At 60.8% G+C, this 15632-nt stretch carries 14 protein-coding genes and 1 riboswitch; of the genes, 5 read left to right on the forward strand and 9 right to left on the reverse strand.

The window, feature by feature from the left end; translation table 11 throughout:
- A complete protein-coding gene (locus tag WA367_RS05095) occupies positions 1-1098 on the forward strand; it encodes an ABC transporter ATP-binding protein (RefSeq protein ID WP_336055710.1) in 1098 nt (365 codons plus the stop codon).
- Positions 1098-3026 carry a beta-galactosidase gene (locus tag WA367_RS05100; RefSeq protein WP_336055711.1) on the forward strand — a complete coding sequence of 643 codons (1929 nt, stop codon included), beginning with the start codon at positions 1098-1100 and terminating at the stop codon, positions 3024-3026. Before WA367_RS05095 ends, WA367_RS05100 begins: the two co-directional genes overlap by 1 nt.
- On the opposite strand, the gene thiD is transcribed toward WA367_RS05100, so the two are convergent.
- The 6 genes from thiD to thiC are packed head-to-tail and all read right to left on the reverse strand — an operon-like array spanning position 3023 to position 8139.
- A complete protein-coding gene (thiD, locus tag WA367_RS05105) occupies positions 3023-3772 on the reverse strand; it encodes a bifunctional hydroxymethylpyrimidine kinase/phosphomethylpyrimidine kinase (RefSeq protein ID WP_336055712.1) in 750 nt (249 codons plus the stop codon). The genes WA367_RS05100 and thiD overlap by 4 nt on opposite strands.
- Positions 3763-4368, reverse strand: a complete 606-nt coding sequence (locus tag WA367_RS05110) for a thiamine phosphate synthase (RefSeq protein ID WP_336055713.1) — start codon at positions 4366-4368, stop codon at positions 3763-3765. The genes thiD and WA367_RS05110 overlap by 10 nt, the downstream gene beginning before the upstream one ends.
- Positions 4365-5138: a thiazole synthase gene (locus WA367_RS05115; protein ID WP_336055714.1), complete on the reverse strand. Its 774-nt coding sequence runs from the start codon at positions 5136-5138 to the stop codon at positions 4365-4367. Before WA367_RS05115 ends, WA367_RS05110 begins: the two co-directional genes overlap by 4 nt.
- A gap of 1 nt (position 5139) precedes the next feature.
- A complete protein-coding gene (gene thiS, locus WA367_RS05120; protein ID WP_336055715.1) occupies positions 5140-5337 on the reverse strand; it encodes a sulfur carrier protein ThiS in 198 nt (65 codons plus the stop codon).
- Positions 5321-6307 carry a glycine oxidase ThiO gene (gene thiO, locus WA367_RS05125; RefSeq protein WP_336055716.1) on the reverse strand — a complete coding sequence of 329 codons (987 nt, stop codon included), beginning with the start codon at positions 6305-6307 and terminating at the stop codon, positions 5321-5323. Before thiO ends, thiS begins: the two co-directional genes overlap by 17 nt.
- Before the next feature lie 5 nt (positions 6308-6312).
- Positions 6313-8139, reverse strand: a complete 1827-nt coding sequence (gene thiC, locus WA367_RS05130) for a phosphomethylpyrimidine synthase ThiC (RefSeq protein WP_336055717.1) — start codon at positions 8137-8139, stop codon at positions 6313-6315.
- An 88-nt stretch (positions 8140-8227) separates the two neighbouring features.
- Positions 8228-8357, reverse strand: a riboswitch (TPP riboswitch).
- Between the two features lie 156 nt (positions 8358-8513).
- On the opposite strand from thiC, the gene WA367_RS05135 reads away from it, so the two are divergent.
- Positions 8514-9302, forward strand: a complete 789-nt coding sequence (locus tag WA367_RS05135) for an alpha/beta fold hydrolase (protein ID WP_336055718.1) — start codon at positions 8514-8516, stop codon at positions 9300-9302.
- Positions 9299-10546 (forward strand): sensor histidine kinase, encoded by a 1248-nt coding sequence (locus tag WA367_RS05140; RefSeq protein WP_336055719.1) that lies wholly within the window; start codon positions 9299-9301, stop codon positions 10544-10546. The genes WA367_RS05135 and WA367_RS05140 overlap by 4 nt, the downstream gene beginning before the upstream one ends.
- 27 nt (positions 10547-10573) lie before the next feature.
- Here the strand turns inward: WA367_RS05140 and WA367_RS05145 are convergent, their stop codons facing one another.
- Genes WA367_RS05145 through WA367_RS05155 form a run of 3 tightly spaced genes read right to left on the reverse strand, consistent with a single transcriptional unit; the run spans position 10574 to position 14322 of the window.
- Positions 10574-11767 (reverse strand): c-type cytochrome, encoded by a 1194-nt coding sequence (locus WA367_RS05145; RefSeq protein WP_336055720.1) that lies wholly within the window; start codon positions 11765-11767, stop codon positions 10574-10576.
- Between the two features lie 50 nt (positions 11768-11817).
- Complete coding sequence (locus tag WA367_RS05150) at positions 11818-13581, reverse strand: GMC family oxidoreductase (RefSeq protein WP_336055721.1); 1764 nt, start codon at positions 13579-13581, stop codon at positions 11818-11820.
- Between the two features lie 3 nt (positions 13582-13584).
- On the reverse strand, positions 13585-14322 hold the full coding sequence (locus WA367_RS05155; RefSeq protein ID WP_336055722.1) for a gluconate 2-dehydrogenase subunit 3 family protein: 738 nt from the start codon (positions 14320-14322) through the stop codon (positions 13585-13587).
- A gap of 146 nt (positions 14323-14468) precedes the next feature.
- Between WA367_RS05155 and WA367_RS05160 the strand changes: the two genes are divergently transcribed.
- Entirely contained in the window at positions 14469-15602 is a 1134-nt protein-coding gene (locus tag WA367_RS05160; protein WP_336055723.1) for an Mrp/NBP35 family ATP-binding protein, read from the forward strand.
- Positions 15603-15632 lie beyond the last annotated feature (30 nt).

Here is a 15632-nt window from a genome sequence, read left to right on the forward strand (position 1 = left end):
ATGGCCGAGGTTAGCCTGCGCGGGATCAGGAAGAGTTTTGGAAGCGTCGAGATCATCAAGGGCGTTGATCTGGACGTGCAGCATGGCGAGTTCTGCGTCTTTGTCGGCCCGTCGGGCTGCGGTAAGTCCACGCTTCTGCGCATGATCGCGGGTCTGGAGGAGATAAGCTCCGGGTCGCTGCTGATCGACGGCGAGGACGTGACGGATATCGGGCCGTCCGAACGCGGTGTGGCGATGGTGTTCCAGTCTTACGCGCTTTATCCGCACATGACGGTTCGCCAGAATATCGGCTTCGGCCTCAAGATGACCGGTCATCCGAAGGAACTGATCGCACAGCGCACCGCAATGGCGGCGAAGATGTTGCAGCTTGAGCCTCTCCTTGAGCGCAAGCCGGGACAGCTCTCAGGTGGCCAGCGCCAGCGAGTTGCCATCGGCCGCGCCATCGTGCGCGACCCGAAGGTGTTCCTGTTCGATGAGCCGCTCTCCAATCTGGATGCAGCATTGCGCGTGCAGATGCGCGCGGAGATATCCAAGCTCCACCAGGACCTCGGCGCGACCATGATTTACGTCACTCACGATCAGGTCGAAGCCATGACCATGGCTGATCGCATCGTGGTTCTATCTGCTGGCCGCATCGAGCAGATCGGTTCGCCGCTGGAACTCTATCACCGTCCGAAGAACCTCTTCGTGGCCGGTTTCATCGGTTCGCCTAAGATGAACTTCATCTCCGTGCGCGCAACACCCGCGGAGGCGAGCAAGGTGAATGTCGCGCTGCCCGGCGGAGCCACGCTGACGCTCGACACGCATGGTGCTGAGATCGCCGGGGGCGAGATGACACTTGGTATCCGCCCCGAACATGTCGACCTTTCCGAGAAAGCGGACGCGGTTGTGGAAGGTCGCGTTGATCTGGGGGAAAGGCTTGGTTCCGAAACCATGTTCCGCGTCGTTCTGCGCGATGAGACGGTCATGGTCGTAAAGGCCGATGGTCTTGCACCTCAACGCGCTGGCGACAGCCTGCGTATCGGCATCCCTGCCAAGGCCTGCCACCTGTTCGACCGCGACGGCAACGCCGTCATCTCCGGAGACCTGACCCGCTGATGCTTGGCGTTTGCTACTATCCGGAACACTGGTCCGAAAATGTCTGGGAGCGCGACGCGCGGCGCATGGCGGCGATGGGCATTCACTTTGTGCGCATCGGCGAATTCGCCTGGTCGCGTATCGAGCCGAAACGCGACCATTTCGAGTGGGAATGGCTCGACCGCGCTATAGACGTGCTGGCGCGTCACGACCTGAAGATTGTTCTTGGAACACCGACAGCCACACCGCCCAAATGGCTGGTGGACGAGCACCCGGACATTCTTCCCCATGACGAGCACGGTGAGGTGCGTGGCTTCGGTTCACGCCGCCATTATACCTTTTCCTCCGAGACCTGGTGGCGCGAAAGCGCACGCATCGTAGAGGCAGTTGCAAGACGCTATGGCGAACATCCCGTATTGGCGGGCTGGCAGACCGATAACGAATATGGCTGCCACGACACGGCACTCTCCTATGGCCCTGAGGACCTGAAGGCTTTCCGCCGCTGGCTGCGCCTGCGTTACCAGTCGCCCGACCAGCTCAACGAGGCATGGGGATCGGTCTTCTGGTCCATGGAAGTCGCCTCATTCGACGAGGTGGAGATCCCCGTCCGCACCGTCACCGAAGCCAACCCCGCCGCGCGGCTCGACTATTGGCGCTTTCAGTCGGAACAGATCGCGGCCTATGACCGGATGCAGTGCGATATTATCCGCAAGCATTCGCCGGGGCGCTGGATCACCCATAATTTCATGGGTTTCGTGCTGGACTTCGACCATTGGGCTGTTGGCGACAATCTCGATTTCGCCTCCTGGGACAGCTATCCCATCGGCTTCGTCGAGAAGTTTCCGTTCTCAGAAGAGGAGCGAAACCGTTGGGCGGAGACCTCGCATCCCGATATCGCACCATTCCACCACGATCTCTATCGCGGGGTGGGGCGCGGACATTTCTGGGTCATGGAGCAGCAACCCGGACCGGTGAACTGGGCGCCGTGGAACCCGGTGCCGAAGCCGGGAATGGTGCGTCTGTGGACGTGGGAAGCGCTGGCCCACGGTGCGGAAGTGGTCAGCTATTTCCGCTGGCGTCAGGTGCCCTTCGCGCAGGAGCAGATGCATGCGGGTCTGAATCTGCCGGAAGGTGACGAGCTTTCGGTCGGCGGGCACGAGGCAGAGCAGGTTGGCCGCGAACTCCAGACGCTCGGCAACCTGCCGGCGAGCAGGCGCGCTCCCGTGGCCCTGGTGTTCGACTACCAGACCGACTGGACCACCCGCATTCAACCGCAAGGCAAGGACTTTCGCTATGAGGAGCTCGCCTTCCGCTGGTACGAGGCCTTGCGGCGTCTGGGGCTGGATGTCGACTTCGTGCGACCGGGCGAAGTGCTGGATGGCTATGCGATGGTCGTGGTGCCATGTCTTTCCATTGTGGACGATAAGGCTCTCACCGCACTTCGAAAGACGAATGCGAAATTGCTGGTCGGACCCCGCAGCGGGTCGCGTGATCGCAATTTCCGCTTCCCCGAAAATCTTGCACCCGGCGTCCTGCAGGAGCTGACCGGCAACCGCGTCACCCAGGTGTCCACCTTGCGACCGGGACTGCGCGAGAACGTTTCAGGTGCGATCGAGGGTGGGGCGGTTCGCTGGCGCGAATATCTGCAAAGTGACGCGGATGTTTTGGCCCGTTTTGCCAAGGGCGACCCGGCGCTGACGAAGAAGGGCAATGTCTTCTATCTCGCCTGCTGGCCGGATGAGGTTCTGCTGACCTCGCTGATGCGCAACCTTGCACAGGAGGCGGGACTGGAAATTCTGGAACTGCCCGAGCATATCCGCATCAGGCGCAGGGGAGGGCTCACATTCGCCTTCAATTACGGCACTGAAGCCTGGGATATTCCATCAGGGGCAGAACTCATTCTCGGCGAAAAAAGCCTGAAGCCGCAGGAGGTCGCGATCTGGCGCTAGGGCGCGACCGCCCGCAATCGTGCCAGAACCTGCGCGCGCGCTGCACGAATAGCATCCTCCAGCGCCACGCCGCGGGCAAGCTGACCGGCAATTACGCTGGAAAGCGTGCAGCCGGTGCCACGCGCACTGCCACTGCGTCGCGGCGCCGAGAATGCGACCGACTGTTCGCCCTCGACATAAAGCACGTCACTGCTTTGCTCGCCGCTGCCATGACCGTCCTTCACAAGCACACGGCGGCAGCCGAGTGCGTGCAGCCGTTCCGCTTGCGCCTTCGCGCCAGCCGCTGTCGGGGCTGCGTGCATGCCGGTCAGAAGGGCGGTCTCCCCAAGATTGGGCGTGAGCAGAAAGACGCGCGGCAACAAGCTCTCGCGCAGCACCTGTTGTCCTTCCTCGTCAAGCAGGATGCCGCCGGATGAAGAGGCCAGCACCGGGTCGAGGATGACGGGGAGGCTCTCGCGGTGCTCAAGCGCTTGGCTCACCTGCAGAACGATCTCTGCCGTCGCCAACATCCCGATCTTCACTGCCCCGATCCCGCCGCTGACCAGCGCAGCGTCGATCTGTGCACGCACCATCTCCGGTCGCACGGCTTCGAAGCCCGCAAAACGCTCATGTGTCTGTGCGGTGATGGCCGTGATGACCGGTGCTGCTTCGACGGAGATCGAAGCCAGTGTGGCGACATCGCGTGAAATGCCGGCACCACCGGATGGATCACTGCCTGCAATTACGAGAACCCGCCTCACCGCCATTCAGCCGTCGCTGCCAGCCATTGACGCGTGCGCGCTTCGGGATCCGGGTTCAGCGTGATGTCCGTCACGACCGCCGCGCTGTCGGCACCATTGGCGAACACGCCGGGCAGCCGTTCCGGACGCAAGCCGCCGATGGCCACAAGCGGCAGGTCGCCGACTTTTGCTTTCCAGGTGGCGATCTTCTCCACCCCCTGCGGCGCCCATTTCATCTTCTTCAATATGGTGGGGTAGACCGGTCCCAGTGCAACATAGTCCGGTTTGGCGGCAAGCGCGGTGTCTAGTTCCACATCATCATGGGTGCTGACCCCAAGCTTCAGCCCGTGCGCGCGGATCGCGTCCAGATCGGCATCGGCCAGGTCTTCCTGCCCCAGATGAACGAAGTCGCAAGCCTCCTCAATGGCGATGTGCCAATAGTCGTTCACGATCAACTGGCATTGATGCCGCGCGCAGATTTCCCGCGCCTCGCGGATTTCCTCGCGCAGCGGCACCTCATCCATATCCTTGATGCGAAGCTGAACGAGCTTCACGCCCAGCGGCACGAGCCGACGCACCCATGCGGCACTGTCGACGATCAGATAAAAAGGGTCGAGCTTCATGAGAACTCCGCCATGCCGAAGGTGGGCGTGGAGGGCACGGCCATGTCGCGTGGCTCCAGCATTCCGCTCTCAAAGGCCAGCCGGCCCGCCTCGACGGCCAGTGCAAAGGCGCGCGCCATGCCAACCGGATCGTCTGCACCTGCAACCGCGGTATTCAGAAGCACGGCGTCATATCCAAGCTCCAGCACCGTCATGGCATGGGAGGGGCGACCAAGGCCGGCATCCACCACCAGCGGCACATCTGGGAAATAGCCGCGCATACTTTTCAATGCCTGCACATCCTGCGGACCGCGCGCCGAGCCGATGGGCGCGCACCACGGCATCAAAACCTCGCATCCGGCTTCCAGAAGCCGCTCCGCCACGCCGATATCGGTGGTGGTGTAGGGGAAGACCTTGAAGCCTTCCGCGCTCAGCGCGCGCGCTGCTTCCACAAGGCCGAAGACGTCTGGCTGAAGCATGTCGTGATGCCCGATCACCTCCAACTTGATCCAGTCCGTCCCGAAAAGCTCCCGCGCCATCTGCGCGGTGGTGATGGCTTCTTTTGCGGAATGGCATCCGGCCGTGTTCGGCAACAGGTCGATGCCGAGTTCACGCACCACGTCCCAAAACCCGCTGCCGGTCTTGCCGCCCGCCATTTCACGGCGAAGCGAAACGGTCAGCAATGCCGGTTTCGAAGCCCGTGCAGCATCGGCCAGAATGGCGGGCGAGGGATATTGCGCCGTCCCTAGGAAAAGCCGCGAGCTCAGCGTCTTGCCGTAGATGGTCAGCATCTCACCCTCCCTGCATGGGCGACAGGATCTCGATCCGGTCGCCCTCCTTGAGCGCATGGGCGACACGCCTGTCGCGCGGCACCATCTTGCCGTTGACCGCAGTTGCCACCCATTGATCCTGGTGGTCGAGTTCGCGAATGAGCGCGTCCAGCCGTGTCGCCGAAACTTGGGCCTCGCATCCGTTAATGATGAGCTTCATGGGCAAGCCTCCTTGCCTGCGTTGTCGCAAAAACCATATCCGCCGCCTGCTGCGCCATGGCGGGTGCGAGCAGGAGGCCGTGGCGGAAGAACCCGTTGACGCTGATGGTTCTGCCATCGCGCGTGACGCGCGGAACATTGTCGGCATAGGCCGGCCGCACGCCCGCATCCGTCTCGATCACACCAGCCTCGCCAAATCCAGGATGAACCGCATAGGCAGCGCTCAAGAGCTCCATCATGGAGCGCGCGGTCACCGGACCGCTGGCGTCGCTTTCGATCATGGTTGCCCCGACCATGAAGCGCCCGTCGCCCCGCGGCACGATGTATAGGGGAAAGCGCGGATGGATCAGTCGAACCGGGCGGGTAAGCTCCACCTCATGCGAGGCCAGAAGCAGCATCTCGCCCCGCACGCCGCGCAATCCTGTTCGGCGGCTGGCCATGCCAGTGCAGTCGATCTCGAAATCGAAGTGTCCCGCCACCTCAACCTGACCGAAATTGATGGCCACACCGAAAGACTTCAGCTGCGAAACCAGTCCTTCAAGCGCCTTTCGCGGATCAAGATGGGCTTCCTCCGCGTAGCACAGCCCGCGGCGGAACCTGCCTGCCAATGCAGGCTCCAGCCGCGCGATGCCGACCGCATCCAGCCACTGATGGTGTCCGCCGGTGCGTCGAGCAAAGCGCTCCAGCTCGCCCGCATCGCGCGGCTGCGCGACCACCAGCGTGCCGCAGCGCTGCACCTGACCGGGCAGTGCTGCATCCCACCACTCAGCCGCGTTGGCCCCAAGCCGAGCCACGATCTCCGGCGCGCTCTCGCTCTCGCACCAGGGTGCCAGCATGCCGCCTGCCTTCCAGGATGCGGCCTGGGTGAGGTCGGCAGCCCGTTCGAGGAGGGTGACCTCTGCGCCCCGGTGCGTCAGCTCCCAGGCGGTCGCAAGGCCGGCGACACCGGCCCCGCGTACCAGAACACGCATGGCGCCTATTCCTTCATCTCGCCGGCCGTTTCGAGCGGCATGTAGAGATCGCCGCCCTTGCGGAATTTCTCGGCCATCTTTTCCATGCCTTCCTTCTGCGCCTCGGCACGAATGTCGTGCGAGATGCGCATGGAGCAGAATTTCGGCCCACACATGGAGCAGAAATGCGCCACCTTGTGCGCTTCCTTGGGAAGCGTCTCGTCGTGGAAATTCCGCGCCGTCTCCGGATCAAGCGAGAGGTTGAACTGGTCCTCCCAGCGGAACTCGAAGCGCGCGCGCGACAGCGCGTCATCACGGATTTTCGCTGCCGGATGACCCTTTGCAAGGTCTGCGGCATGAGCTGCGATCTTGTAAGTGATGACACCTGTCTTCACGTCATCGCGGTCGGGAAGACCCAGATGCTCCTTCGGCGTCACATAGCAAAGCATGGCTGTGCCGAACCAGCCGATCATGGCTGCACCGATGCCGCTCGTGATGTGATCGTAGCCAGGCGCGATATCGGTGGTAAGTGGTCCGAGCGTATAGAAGGGCGCCTCGCCGCAGACGTCGAGCTGCTTGTCCATGTTCTCCTTGATCTTGTGCATCGGCACATGGCCGGGGCCCTCGATCATCACTTGGCAGTCTTTCGCCCACGCGATCTTGGTCAGTTCGCCCAGCGTTTCGAGTTCGGCAAACTGCGCGGCGTCATTGGCGTCAGCGATGGAGCCCGGGCGCAACCCGTCACCGAGCGAGAACGAAACGTCATAGGCGCGGCAGATGTCGCAGATTTCCTCGAAATGCTCGTAGAGGAAGCTTTCCTTGTGGTGATGCAGGCACCACTTGGCCATGATCGAGCCGCCGCGCGAGACGATGCCGGTCACACGGTCGACGGTCAGCGGAATATAGTGAAGCCGCACCCCTGCATGGATCGTGAAATAATCGACGCCCTGTTCGGCCTGCTCGATCAGCGTGTCGCGATAGACTTCCCATGTCAGGTCTTCGGCAATGCCACCAACCTTCTCCAGTGCCTGGTAGAGCGGAACGGTGCCGATCGGTACGGGCGAATTGCGGATGATCCACTCGCGGATATTGTGGATGTTGCGACCCGTGGAAAGGTCCATCACCGTGTCGGCACCCCAGCGGGTAGCCCAGACCATCTTCTCCACTTCCTCAGCCATGGAGGAGGTGACAGCCGAATTGCCGATATTGGCGTTGATCTTCACGAGGAAGTTCCGTCCGATGATCATCGGCTCGGCTTCCGGGTGGTTGATGTTGGAGGGAATGATGGCGCGGCCCTCGGCCACTTCCTGCCGCACGAATTCCGGTGTCACGTGATCGGGAATATGCGCGCCGAAGCTCTCGCCGTCACGCTGCAGGGCTGCTTTGGCTTCTTCGCGGCCCAGATTCTCGCGGATCGCGATGAATTCCATCTCCGGCGTGATGATACCCGCACGCGCATAGGCAAGCTGCGTGACGGCCTTGCCGTCCTTTGCCTTCAGCGGCTGGTGACGTATGGGAAATTCCGGGGTCAGACGGTCGCCCGAGACGAAACCATTGTCCTCCGGCTTCACATGGCGACCCTCATAGACCTCCACATCACCACGCGCCTCGATCCATTTTTGGCGCAGCCGTGGCAGACCTTTCTCGATCGAAATATCCGCTGTCGGGTCGGTATAGGGGCCGGAAGCGTCATAAACCGTCACTGGCGGCTCGCCGGCACTTGGATGAACAGCGATCTCGCGCATCGGCACGCGGATATCCGGGTGTTGCTTGCCCGGTTTGTAGACCTTGGTGGAGGCGGGAAGTGGTCCGGTGGTGACCGTGGGGGACACACTTTTCTGGTGGATGGTCATGCGTTGAGGCTCCTTCGCGCTCGCGATGAAGACCCAGTACTGCCCGGAATGATGAGGATTGGCCGCGTCGGTTCTGCCGCATTGGCAGCATCGGCAATCTGCACCGTCCCTACGCCAGTATGAACTGGATCAGGTTCTACGGGTCACTGCGCGCGTAAAGCTTTCGGCCTTCGCCAGCAGTATCTCAGCCCCTTGCCGGGGCACCCCTGGTGGAATGGCGCGATGGTGAACATTCGATGGAGAGATTGTCAAGCCGTTGAGCGACCCGAAATCGAAGGGGACGGCCTGCCGATTTCGACTTCATCTGGGCGGACAATAGCTTTAAGGGAGCCTGCGTGGTACCGTTTCCAAAAATACCTGCAGAGGGGGCGCCTATGTCGGTTTTGCAGCGCAATAACGTGGCTGTCCGCGGTTCTGGCGAGAAGGCGATGGTGTTCGCCCATGGCTTCGGCTGCGACCAGAATATGTGGCGCCTGGTCTACCCGGCCTTCGAGAACGAGTACAAGATCGTCTTGTTCGACCATGTGGGCGCCGGCAAATCGGATCTGTCGGCATATGATCGTGAGAAATATTCCGATCTCAACGGCTATGCCGATGATGTTGTAGAAATCATCCGCGAGCTGGAACTGAATGACGTCATCTTCGTTGGCCATTCGGTGAGCGCGATGATCGGTGCACTCGCCTCAATAAAGGCGCCTGAGCTTTTCGAAAGTATTGTCATGGTGGGGCCCTCGCCCCGTTATATCGACGAGGGGGAATATCGGGGTGGCTTCTCGCAATCCCAGATCGAGGAGCTTCTGGATTTCCTGGATGACAATCACATGGGCTGGTCAGCCGCAATGGGACCGACCATCATGGGCAATCCGGATCGGCCGGAACTGTCGGAGGAGCTCGTGAACAGCTTCTGCCGGACCGATCCCGATATCGCCCGCCATTTCGCGCGCGTTACCTTCACCTCCGATAATCGCGACGACCTCCCGCGCGTGAAGACACGCTCTCTGGTGTTGCAGTGCAAGGAAGATGTGATCGCAGCTCCGCATGTCGGGGAATATGTGCACGAGAAGCTTCCCGACAGCGAGTTTGCGCTGCTGGATGCAACGGGCCATTGCCCCAATCTGAGCGCGCCCGATGAGGTCATCAGTGCCATGAGGAATTTCCTTTGAGCGCAACGCAGCGACTGGTGGATGGCCTGACTGAAGATCTTGAAGATCTGTACGAGCATGCGCCCTGCGGCTATGTCTCGCTGGACCGCTACGCCCGAGTGGTGAAGGTCAATGCCACCATTTGCACCTGGCTGGAAAGGCCAGCTAGGGAGCTCTTGGGCCGTCCGTTCCACGAATTGCTGAGCGTGCCGAGCCGCATGTTCTTTGAGACGCATTTCGCGCCGCTTCTACGCATGCAGGGCTTTTTTCACGAAGTTGCAGTTGATCTGATAGCCCACGACGATACCCGGCTGCCGGTGCTCGCCAATGCGATGGAGCGTCGTGATGCGCAAGGCAACCTGCTCTTCACACGCATAACGGTTTTCAAGGCTGCCGAACGGCGACGCTACGAGCGGGAACTGGTGGAAGCACGCCGGGCGGCGGAAGAAGCGCGCAGGGCTCTGGAAAAGCTCAACAATGAGCTGGAGCGACGCGTTGAGGAGACGGTCGCCGAGCGGTTGAAGCTGGAACGGGCGCTCCAGAACGAGCGCAAGCAGGGCGTTCTGCGCGAACAGTTTATCGCCGTTCTTGGTCATGATCTGAAGAATCCGCTCGCTGCCATCGATTCCGGCCTGCGCGTCCTGTCGCGTGAGGAGCTGAGCGACCGCGGACAGCAGGTGCTGGGCCTGGTCAGCAAGAGCACGAATCGGATGGTCGAGCTGATCGACGATGTGCTGGACTTTGCCAGAGGTCGACTGGGTGAGGGTATCCCGATAGATCGTAGCCCGCCACGACCGCTTGGCCCGGTGTTGCAGCAGGTTATCGACGAGATAGCCTCCAGTAATCCCGATCGCACGATTGATGTCAGCATTGACCTGAACAGCGATGTTGAATGCGACCGCCACCGCCTGGCACAAATGGTGTCAAATCTGCTTGGCAACGCCGTCATCCACGGCGATCCCGAACAGCCCGTGCGTCTGGAAGCACGCGAAGAAAACGGACGCCTGGTGCTAAGCGTCATCAATCACGGAAAACCGATTCCGCCGGAAGTACAGAAGAGGTTGTTCCACCCCTTCTCGCGCGGAGAGCCGGGCGGAAGCCATAAGGGCCTCGGCCTTGGCCTTTACATTGCGCGTGAAATTGCTGTGGCGCATGGCGGAACATTGCGTGTGCGAAGCAACGAGGCCGAAACGCGTTTCACGCTACGCATGCCGCTTCGCGCAGCCAAAAGGCGCAATCCCGTTAAGCAGCCTGACGCAAATTAAAGGCGCAGACTTGCCGCAATGCCGGCATCAACGCTCCTTGCGGATATCCTCGCGCGTGTCTTCCACGAAATCTTCCGAGACCGGGGAGGCCGCATTGCCGAAGGCGTTGCGCACATAGGTGGCAACAGCGGCAACTTCCTCGTCGTCCAGTTTCCAGTCGAAGGCTGGCATCACATGGCGCGTGGGGTAACGCTCTGTCTGCGCCGCGCGCGCACCTTCGAGAATGATGCGCACCAGCGAGGTCGGGTTGGAGGATTGAGCGAGCGACGACCCCGCGAGTGCTGCGAACTGGCCGGGCACGCCACTGCCATCCGGTGCATGGCAGGCCGAACATTGCGCCTCATAGATCGTCCGCCCAAGCTGCATCGCGGGATCATCGTCCTCCATCGGCTCGGCTTCGTCCGTCTCTTGCGCGGGGATGGAGCGGATATATTCCACGATCGCCTGAACATCCTCGTCGGTCATGTGGCTGGTGGAGACTTCCACCACCTCTGCCATCGGGCCGAAGGCAGCAGTGCGGTCGTTGCGCCCATGCTTGAGGAAGTCGAAGAGCTGCTCGTCGCTCCAATCACCGATGCCGTCGCGCGTCGATCCGGTGAGGGACGGTGCCCACCAGCCTTCGGCATAGCCGCCGGTAAAGGCATCATCGCCTTCTTTCACTGCACCGATAATGTTCTTCGGGGAGTGGCACATGGCGCAATGGCCAAGGCCCTCCACCAGATACTTGCCGCGGTTCCAGGCATCCGATTTTTCCGGATCGGGTTCGAATTCCTCGTTCTCGAAATTGAGGAGGTTCCATCCGCGCAGTGCAAAACGCATGCTCAGAGGCCAGGGGAATTCCGGTTCCCGCACCTGCTGGCGTACCGGCTCCAACGAGTTGAGATAGGCGAAGATGGCGTTGGAATCTTCACGCGTTACAATTGTGTAGTGGGTATAAGGGAATGCAGGATAAAGACGCTCGCCATTCGGCCTGATTCCCTCATTCATCGCGCGATAGAAATCATCCGCCGTCCAGGCGCCGATGCCTGTTTCCTCATCCGGTGTGATATTGGCCGTGTAGATCGTGCCAAAGGGCGTGGACAGCGCATAGTCGCCCGCCATCGGCTTGTTCTCATCGACCGTATGACAGGCAGCACAGTCGCCCGCACGCGTGAGGTAGAGGCCGCGCTGGCGCATGGTCCAATCATTGGCGTCAATTGCCATGGCGGCTGTAGAAGCCATGAGGCCTATAAAAGTGCTGCCCGCAAATATGATAGCGCTTGATCTGATCATCATGCCTGCACCAAAGGTCCGGGATTGCTCAGATACTGCTCGCGAATGGCCTGCGCGGAGTGATAGGCCAGCGCCGCGACAGTGCCCGTGGGATTGTATCCCGGGTTCTGCGGGAAATTGCCCGCACCCATCAGGAACAGGTTGGGCAGATCCCAGCTCTGATTAAAGCGGTTGGTCACGCTGTCGGCCGGGCTCGCACCCATAATGTGCCCTCCGGTATTGTGCGTGGTCTGGTAGGGGACGATGGAATAGGGGCCTTCCCGGCGGCTGACCTTGTAGCTTTTCGGGTTCATCACCTTGGCGATGTCCACCAACCTGTCGGTCAGGAAGTTCGACATGTTGTAGTCGTTCTCCGTGAAGTCGAAGGTCATGCGCAGAAGCGGCCGGCCATAGGCATCCCGATAGGTAGGATCGAGGTCGAGATAGTTCTGCCGATAGCTCATCTGTGCGCCATGCGCGCCGATGCTGATCGAATGCTGATAGTTTTCGCGCACCGCCTTCTTGTACTGCGCACCCCATTTTGGCGTGCCTTCCGGCGTTGGCTGGCTCTCGATCGGACGGCCATTGGTCTGCCACTGTGCCAGATAGCCACCGCCAATGAAGCCGAGGCCGGTGTGATCGAAATTATCGCCGTTGAAGTCGTCGACACACATGCCGAGCGCCCCGGCACCCACGAAGGGGTTGAACCAGGTATCGTCGTCATAGAAGAGCGTCACACCTGACATGGTCTGATAGGCATAATTCTTGCCTACAAGCCCCTCGCCAGTGCGCGGATTGTAGGGCTGGCCGATGCCGGAAACGAGCATCAGATGCACATTGTGCGTGATATAGGCAGCAAGGATCACGATATCGGCGGGCTGCTCGACCAGCTCGCCTTCAGCAGTGATATATTCCACGCCCGTGGCCCGCGTTTTCTGCTTGTCGGTCAATACGCGCAGCACCATGGATTCGGTACGCAGCGTGAAATTGTCCTTCTCCATCAACACAGGCAGGATCGTGGTTTCCGCCGTGGCCTTGGAATAGTTCCCGCAGGCGAATTTCTCGCAAAAACCACAATAGGTACACGGCGCCATCGAGACGCCGAGCGGGTTCGTATAAGCTTGGCTCATATTGGCCGATGGTCCGGGGAAGGGGTGGTAGCCAAGTTCTTCGGAAGCTTTGGCAAACAGTGTGGGCCCATACACCATCTTCATCGGCGGCGTCGGATACTCCGTCGAGCGCCAACCCTCGAACGGGTTGCCGCCCGGCTGCAACTCGCCTTTTATGTTGCCAGCCTTGCCGGCAATCCCGCAAAGAAATTCGAATTTGGTGAAATGCGGCTCAAGGTCGTCATATGTGACACCCCAGTCCTGAATCGTCATATCCTCGGGCAGCGCGCCATAGCGCTCCTCATTATGCGAGCGGGCCACGAAGTCGGAGGGAAGAAAGCGCCATGTCTGCCCGTTCCAATGCACGCCCGACCCGCCGACATTCGTGCCGGGCAGGAAGGAGCCGAGCTGGCGCATGGGCAGCGCTATCTCGTTCATGTTGTTGCGGAATGTAAGGGTCTGGCGGCTGAGCGACTCGAACAGCTCGTGACGGTAACGGTAGCGCACCTCATCCTGCGCATTCGTGACAGCGAAATCTTCTGAAGTCGCTCTCCAAACGCCTCTTTCCAAGGCGACGACATCCAAACCTTCTTCGGTCAGCTCCTGGGCGACGATGGAACCCGTCCATCCAAGCCCGACTATAACCACATCCTTGCGCGGCATTATGCGTGCCATGCTCTAATCTTCCCTCGGTTCGGGGCTGAAGCGGGTGAAGCCGGCGACGGAAACCGGCTCAAGCACAACGCGCTTGTTGTGCCAGTCGACATAGGGGCGGTAGTCGTAGCGCGCGCCGGGAAAACCGATCATGCGCCACGATTCCATGTTGCGGTTGCCGCCATGAACCGGATCGCCGAAATAACCTTCCTTGGTGTTCTGAAGCAGCATGGTGAAGAAGTCGGTGGCGCTGGCCTCGCCAAGCTCCATCTCGCCTTCTTCCAGCTGCGTCAGGATTTCATCCTGCTGTTCCGGCTCAAGCTCGGCGAAGCGCGCACCATGTTTCTCGATAACCCGTTCCTCGATTTCAGCAATCGCCGTGCGGTAGAGCTTCGCGGGCTCACCAGACTGGTAGCCCTGCTGCTCGGTGCCCTTCATGAATGGAGGCTTGGTGTAATAGATGGCGCCGCGCCCGAACGGGCCCGCCAGCTCGCTGTCGATGAAGTTCACAACGCCGAGCTCGGAAGCACTGGGCCAGTCATCAGCCGGGATAAGTCGGTCAACTGCAGCTTCGAGGAAAGCTCGTTCCTCGTCGGTCAGGAAGCGGCGGGTGGGGTCATAGTGGCTGGGTTCTGGAAACGGGGTCGGTCTGTAAGGCATCTCGCCGGAATATTCCCGGCTCGAGAGCAAGGCAGGGCTCACACCGGCAAGAATGCCCGCGGATGCTCCAAGCAGCAATCGGCGACGTGAAAAGCGAAACAACTGCCTCCCTCCGTGCAAGTTTCACTTCGTCCCAATGACTGCAGGCGGAACAAGGTTCCATTTTTTTTCACCCGACTCCTTGCTCCCAAGGCTTGGTTCTGACGCGAAAACTTCTTATTTGGCAGGGCAACGCAGGAGACGAGTTTATGAGCGAACCCACACGCGAAGCGGTTCTGGAACGTTTGTCCTCAATCAAGGGGCCTGATCTTGAGGGGGACATTGTCTCCCGGGGGCTGGTTTCGGAAATCTTCATCGCGGACGGCAAGGTGTTCTTCTCCATCACCGTTCCTGCCAAACGGGCCAAGGAGCTCGAACCGCTGCGTGCGGCTGCAGAAAAGGCAGTGAAGGAAATCCCGGGCGTGAAGGGCGCAATGGTAGCGCTGACCGCTGAAAAGGAAGGCGGCGGCATGGGAACCGAGCCGTCCCGCAAGCCTGAGCCGCGCCCCGCTCCTTCACCCCGCAGCAGCCAGAAGGCAGGCATTCCCGGCGTCGAAAAGATCATCGCGGTTGCCAGCGGCAAGGGTGGCGTGGGCAAATCAACCACCGCGGTCAATCTCGCCATGGCTCTGGCTGGTGAGGGATTGAAGGTCGGCATTCTCGACGCTGATATCTACGGTCCATCCATGCCGCGCCTGCTTGGCCTGACAGGCAAACCGGAAATGGTCGATTCCAAGACGCTCAAGCCGATGGAAGCTTACGGCGTGAAGGTCATGTCGATCGGCTTTCTCGTTGAAGAGGAAGCGCCGATGATCTGGCGCGGACCGATGGTCATGTCGGCGCTGCGCCAGATGATGCGCGATGTCGCCTGGGGCGAACTTGACCTCATGGTTGTCGATATGCCGCCCGGCACTGGCGACGCGCAGCTTACCATGGCGCAGCAGGTGCCGCTGGCCGGAGCGGTCATTGTCTCCACGCCGCAGGATCTGGCGCTGATCGACGCCCGCAAGGGGCTCAACATGTTCCGCAAGGTTGATGTACCGCTGCTCGGCATTGTCGAGAACATGAGCTATTTCATCGCGCCTGACACCGGCAAGCGTTACGACATTTTCGGCCATGGCGGTGCGCGCACGGAAGCCGAGCGACTGGATGTCCCCTTCCTGGGCGAAGTGCCCCTCACAATGGATGTGCGGGAATTGTCCGACGCTGGACGTCCGGTGGTCGTCAGCAATCCCGAAGGTGCGCAGGCGCAGACATATCAAGCCATTGCACGGGGTGTGCTGGAGCAGCTTGGCCTGGCCGAAGAGAATGTGTCTGCCCCCACGATCGTCTTCGAGCAATAGCTTCGATTGCACCTTCGCCCGCCTTGGTGT

The organism is Nitratireductor sp. CH_MIT9313-5 (genome assembly GCF_037029545.1).
Lineage (GTDB): Bacteria > Pseudomonadota > Alphaproteobacteria > Rhizobiales > Rhizobiaceae > Chelativorans.

Bases quoted from the DNA above. Each gene is read 5' to 3' on its own strand.
- WA367_RS05145 (WP_336055720.1), bottom strand. From the start codon at position 11,767: ATGGCTTCTACAGCCGCCATGGCAATTGACGCCAATGATTGGACCATG.
- WA367_RS05115 (WP_336055714.1), bottom strand. From the start codon at position 5,138: ATGCTGACCATCTACGGCAAGACGCTGAGCTCGCGGCTTTTCCTAGGG.
- thiO (WP_336055716.1), bottom strand. From the start codon at position 6,307: ATGCGTGTTCTGGTACGCGGGGCCGGTGTCGCCGGCCTTGCGACCGCC.
- WA367_RS05135 (WP_336055718.1), top strand. From the start codon at position 8,514: ATGTCGGTTTTGCAGCGCAATAACGTGGCTGTCCGCGGTTCTGGCGAG.
- WA367_RS05150 (WP_336055721.1), bottom strand. From the start codon at position 13,581: ATGGCACGCATAATGCCGCGCAAGGATGTGGTTATAGTCGGGCTTGGA.
- WA367_RS05110 (WP_336055713.1), bottom strand. From the start codon at position 4,368: ATGAAGCTCGACCCTTTTTATCTGATCGTCGACAGTGCCGCATGGGTG.
- thiC (WP_336055717.1), bottom strand. From the start codon at position 8,139: ATGACCATCCACCAGAAAAGTGTGTCCCCCACGGTCACCACCGGACCA.
- thiD (WP_336055712.1), bottom strand. From the start codon at position 3,772: ATGGCGGTGAGGCGGGTTCTCGTAATTGCAGGCAGTGATCCATCCGGT.
- thiS (WP_336055715.1), bottom strand. From the start codon at position 5,337: ATGAAGCTCATCATTAACGGATGCGAGGCCCAAGTTTCGGCGACACGG.
- WA367_RS05160 (WP_336055723.1), top strand. From the start codon at position 14,469: ATGAGCGAACCCACACGCGAAGCGGTTCTGGAACGTTTGTCCTCAATC.
- WA367_RS05100 (WP_336055711.1), top strand. From the start codon at position 1,098: ATGCTTGGCGTTTGCTACTATCCGGAACACTGGTCCGAAAATGTCTGG.
- WA367_RS05095 (WP_336055710.1), top strand. From the start codon at position 1: ATGGCCGAGGTTAGCCTGCGCGGGATCAGGAAGAGTTTTGGAAGCGTC.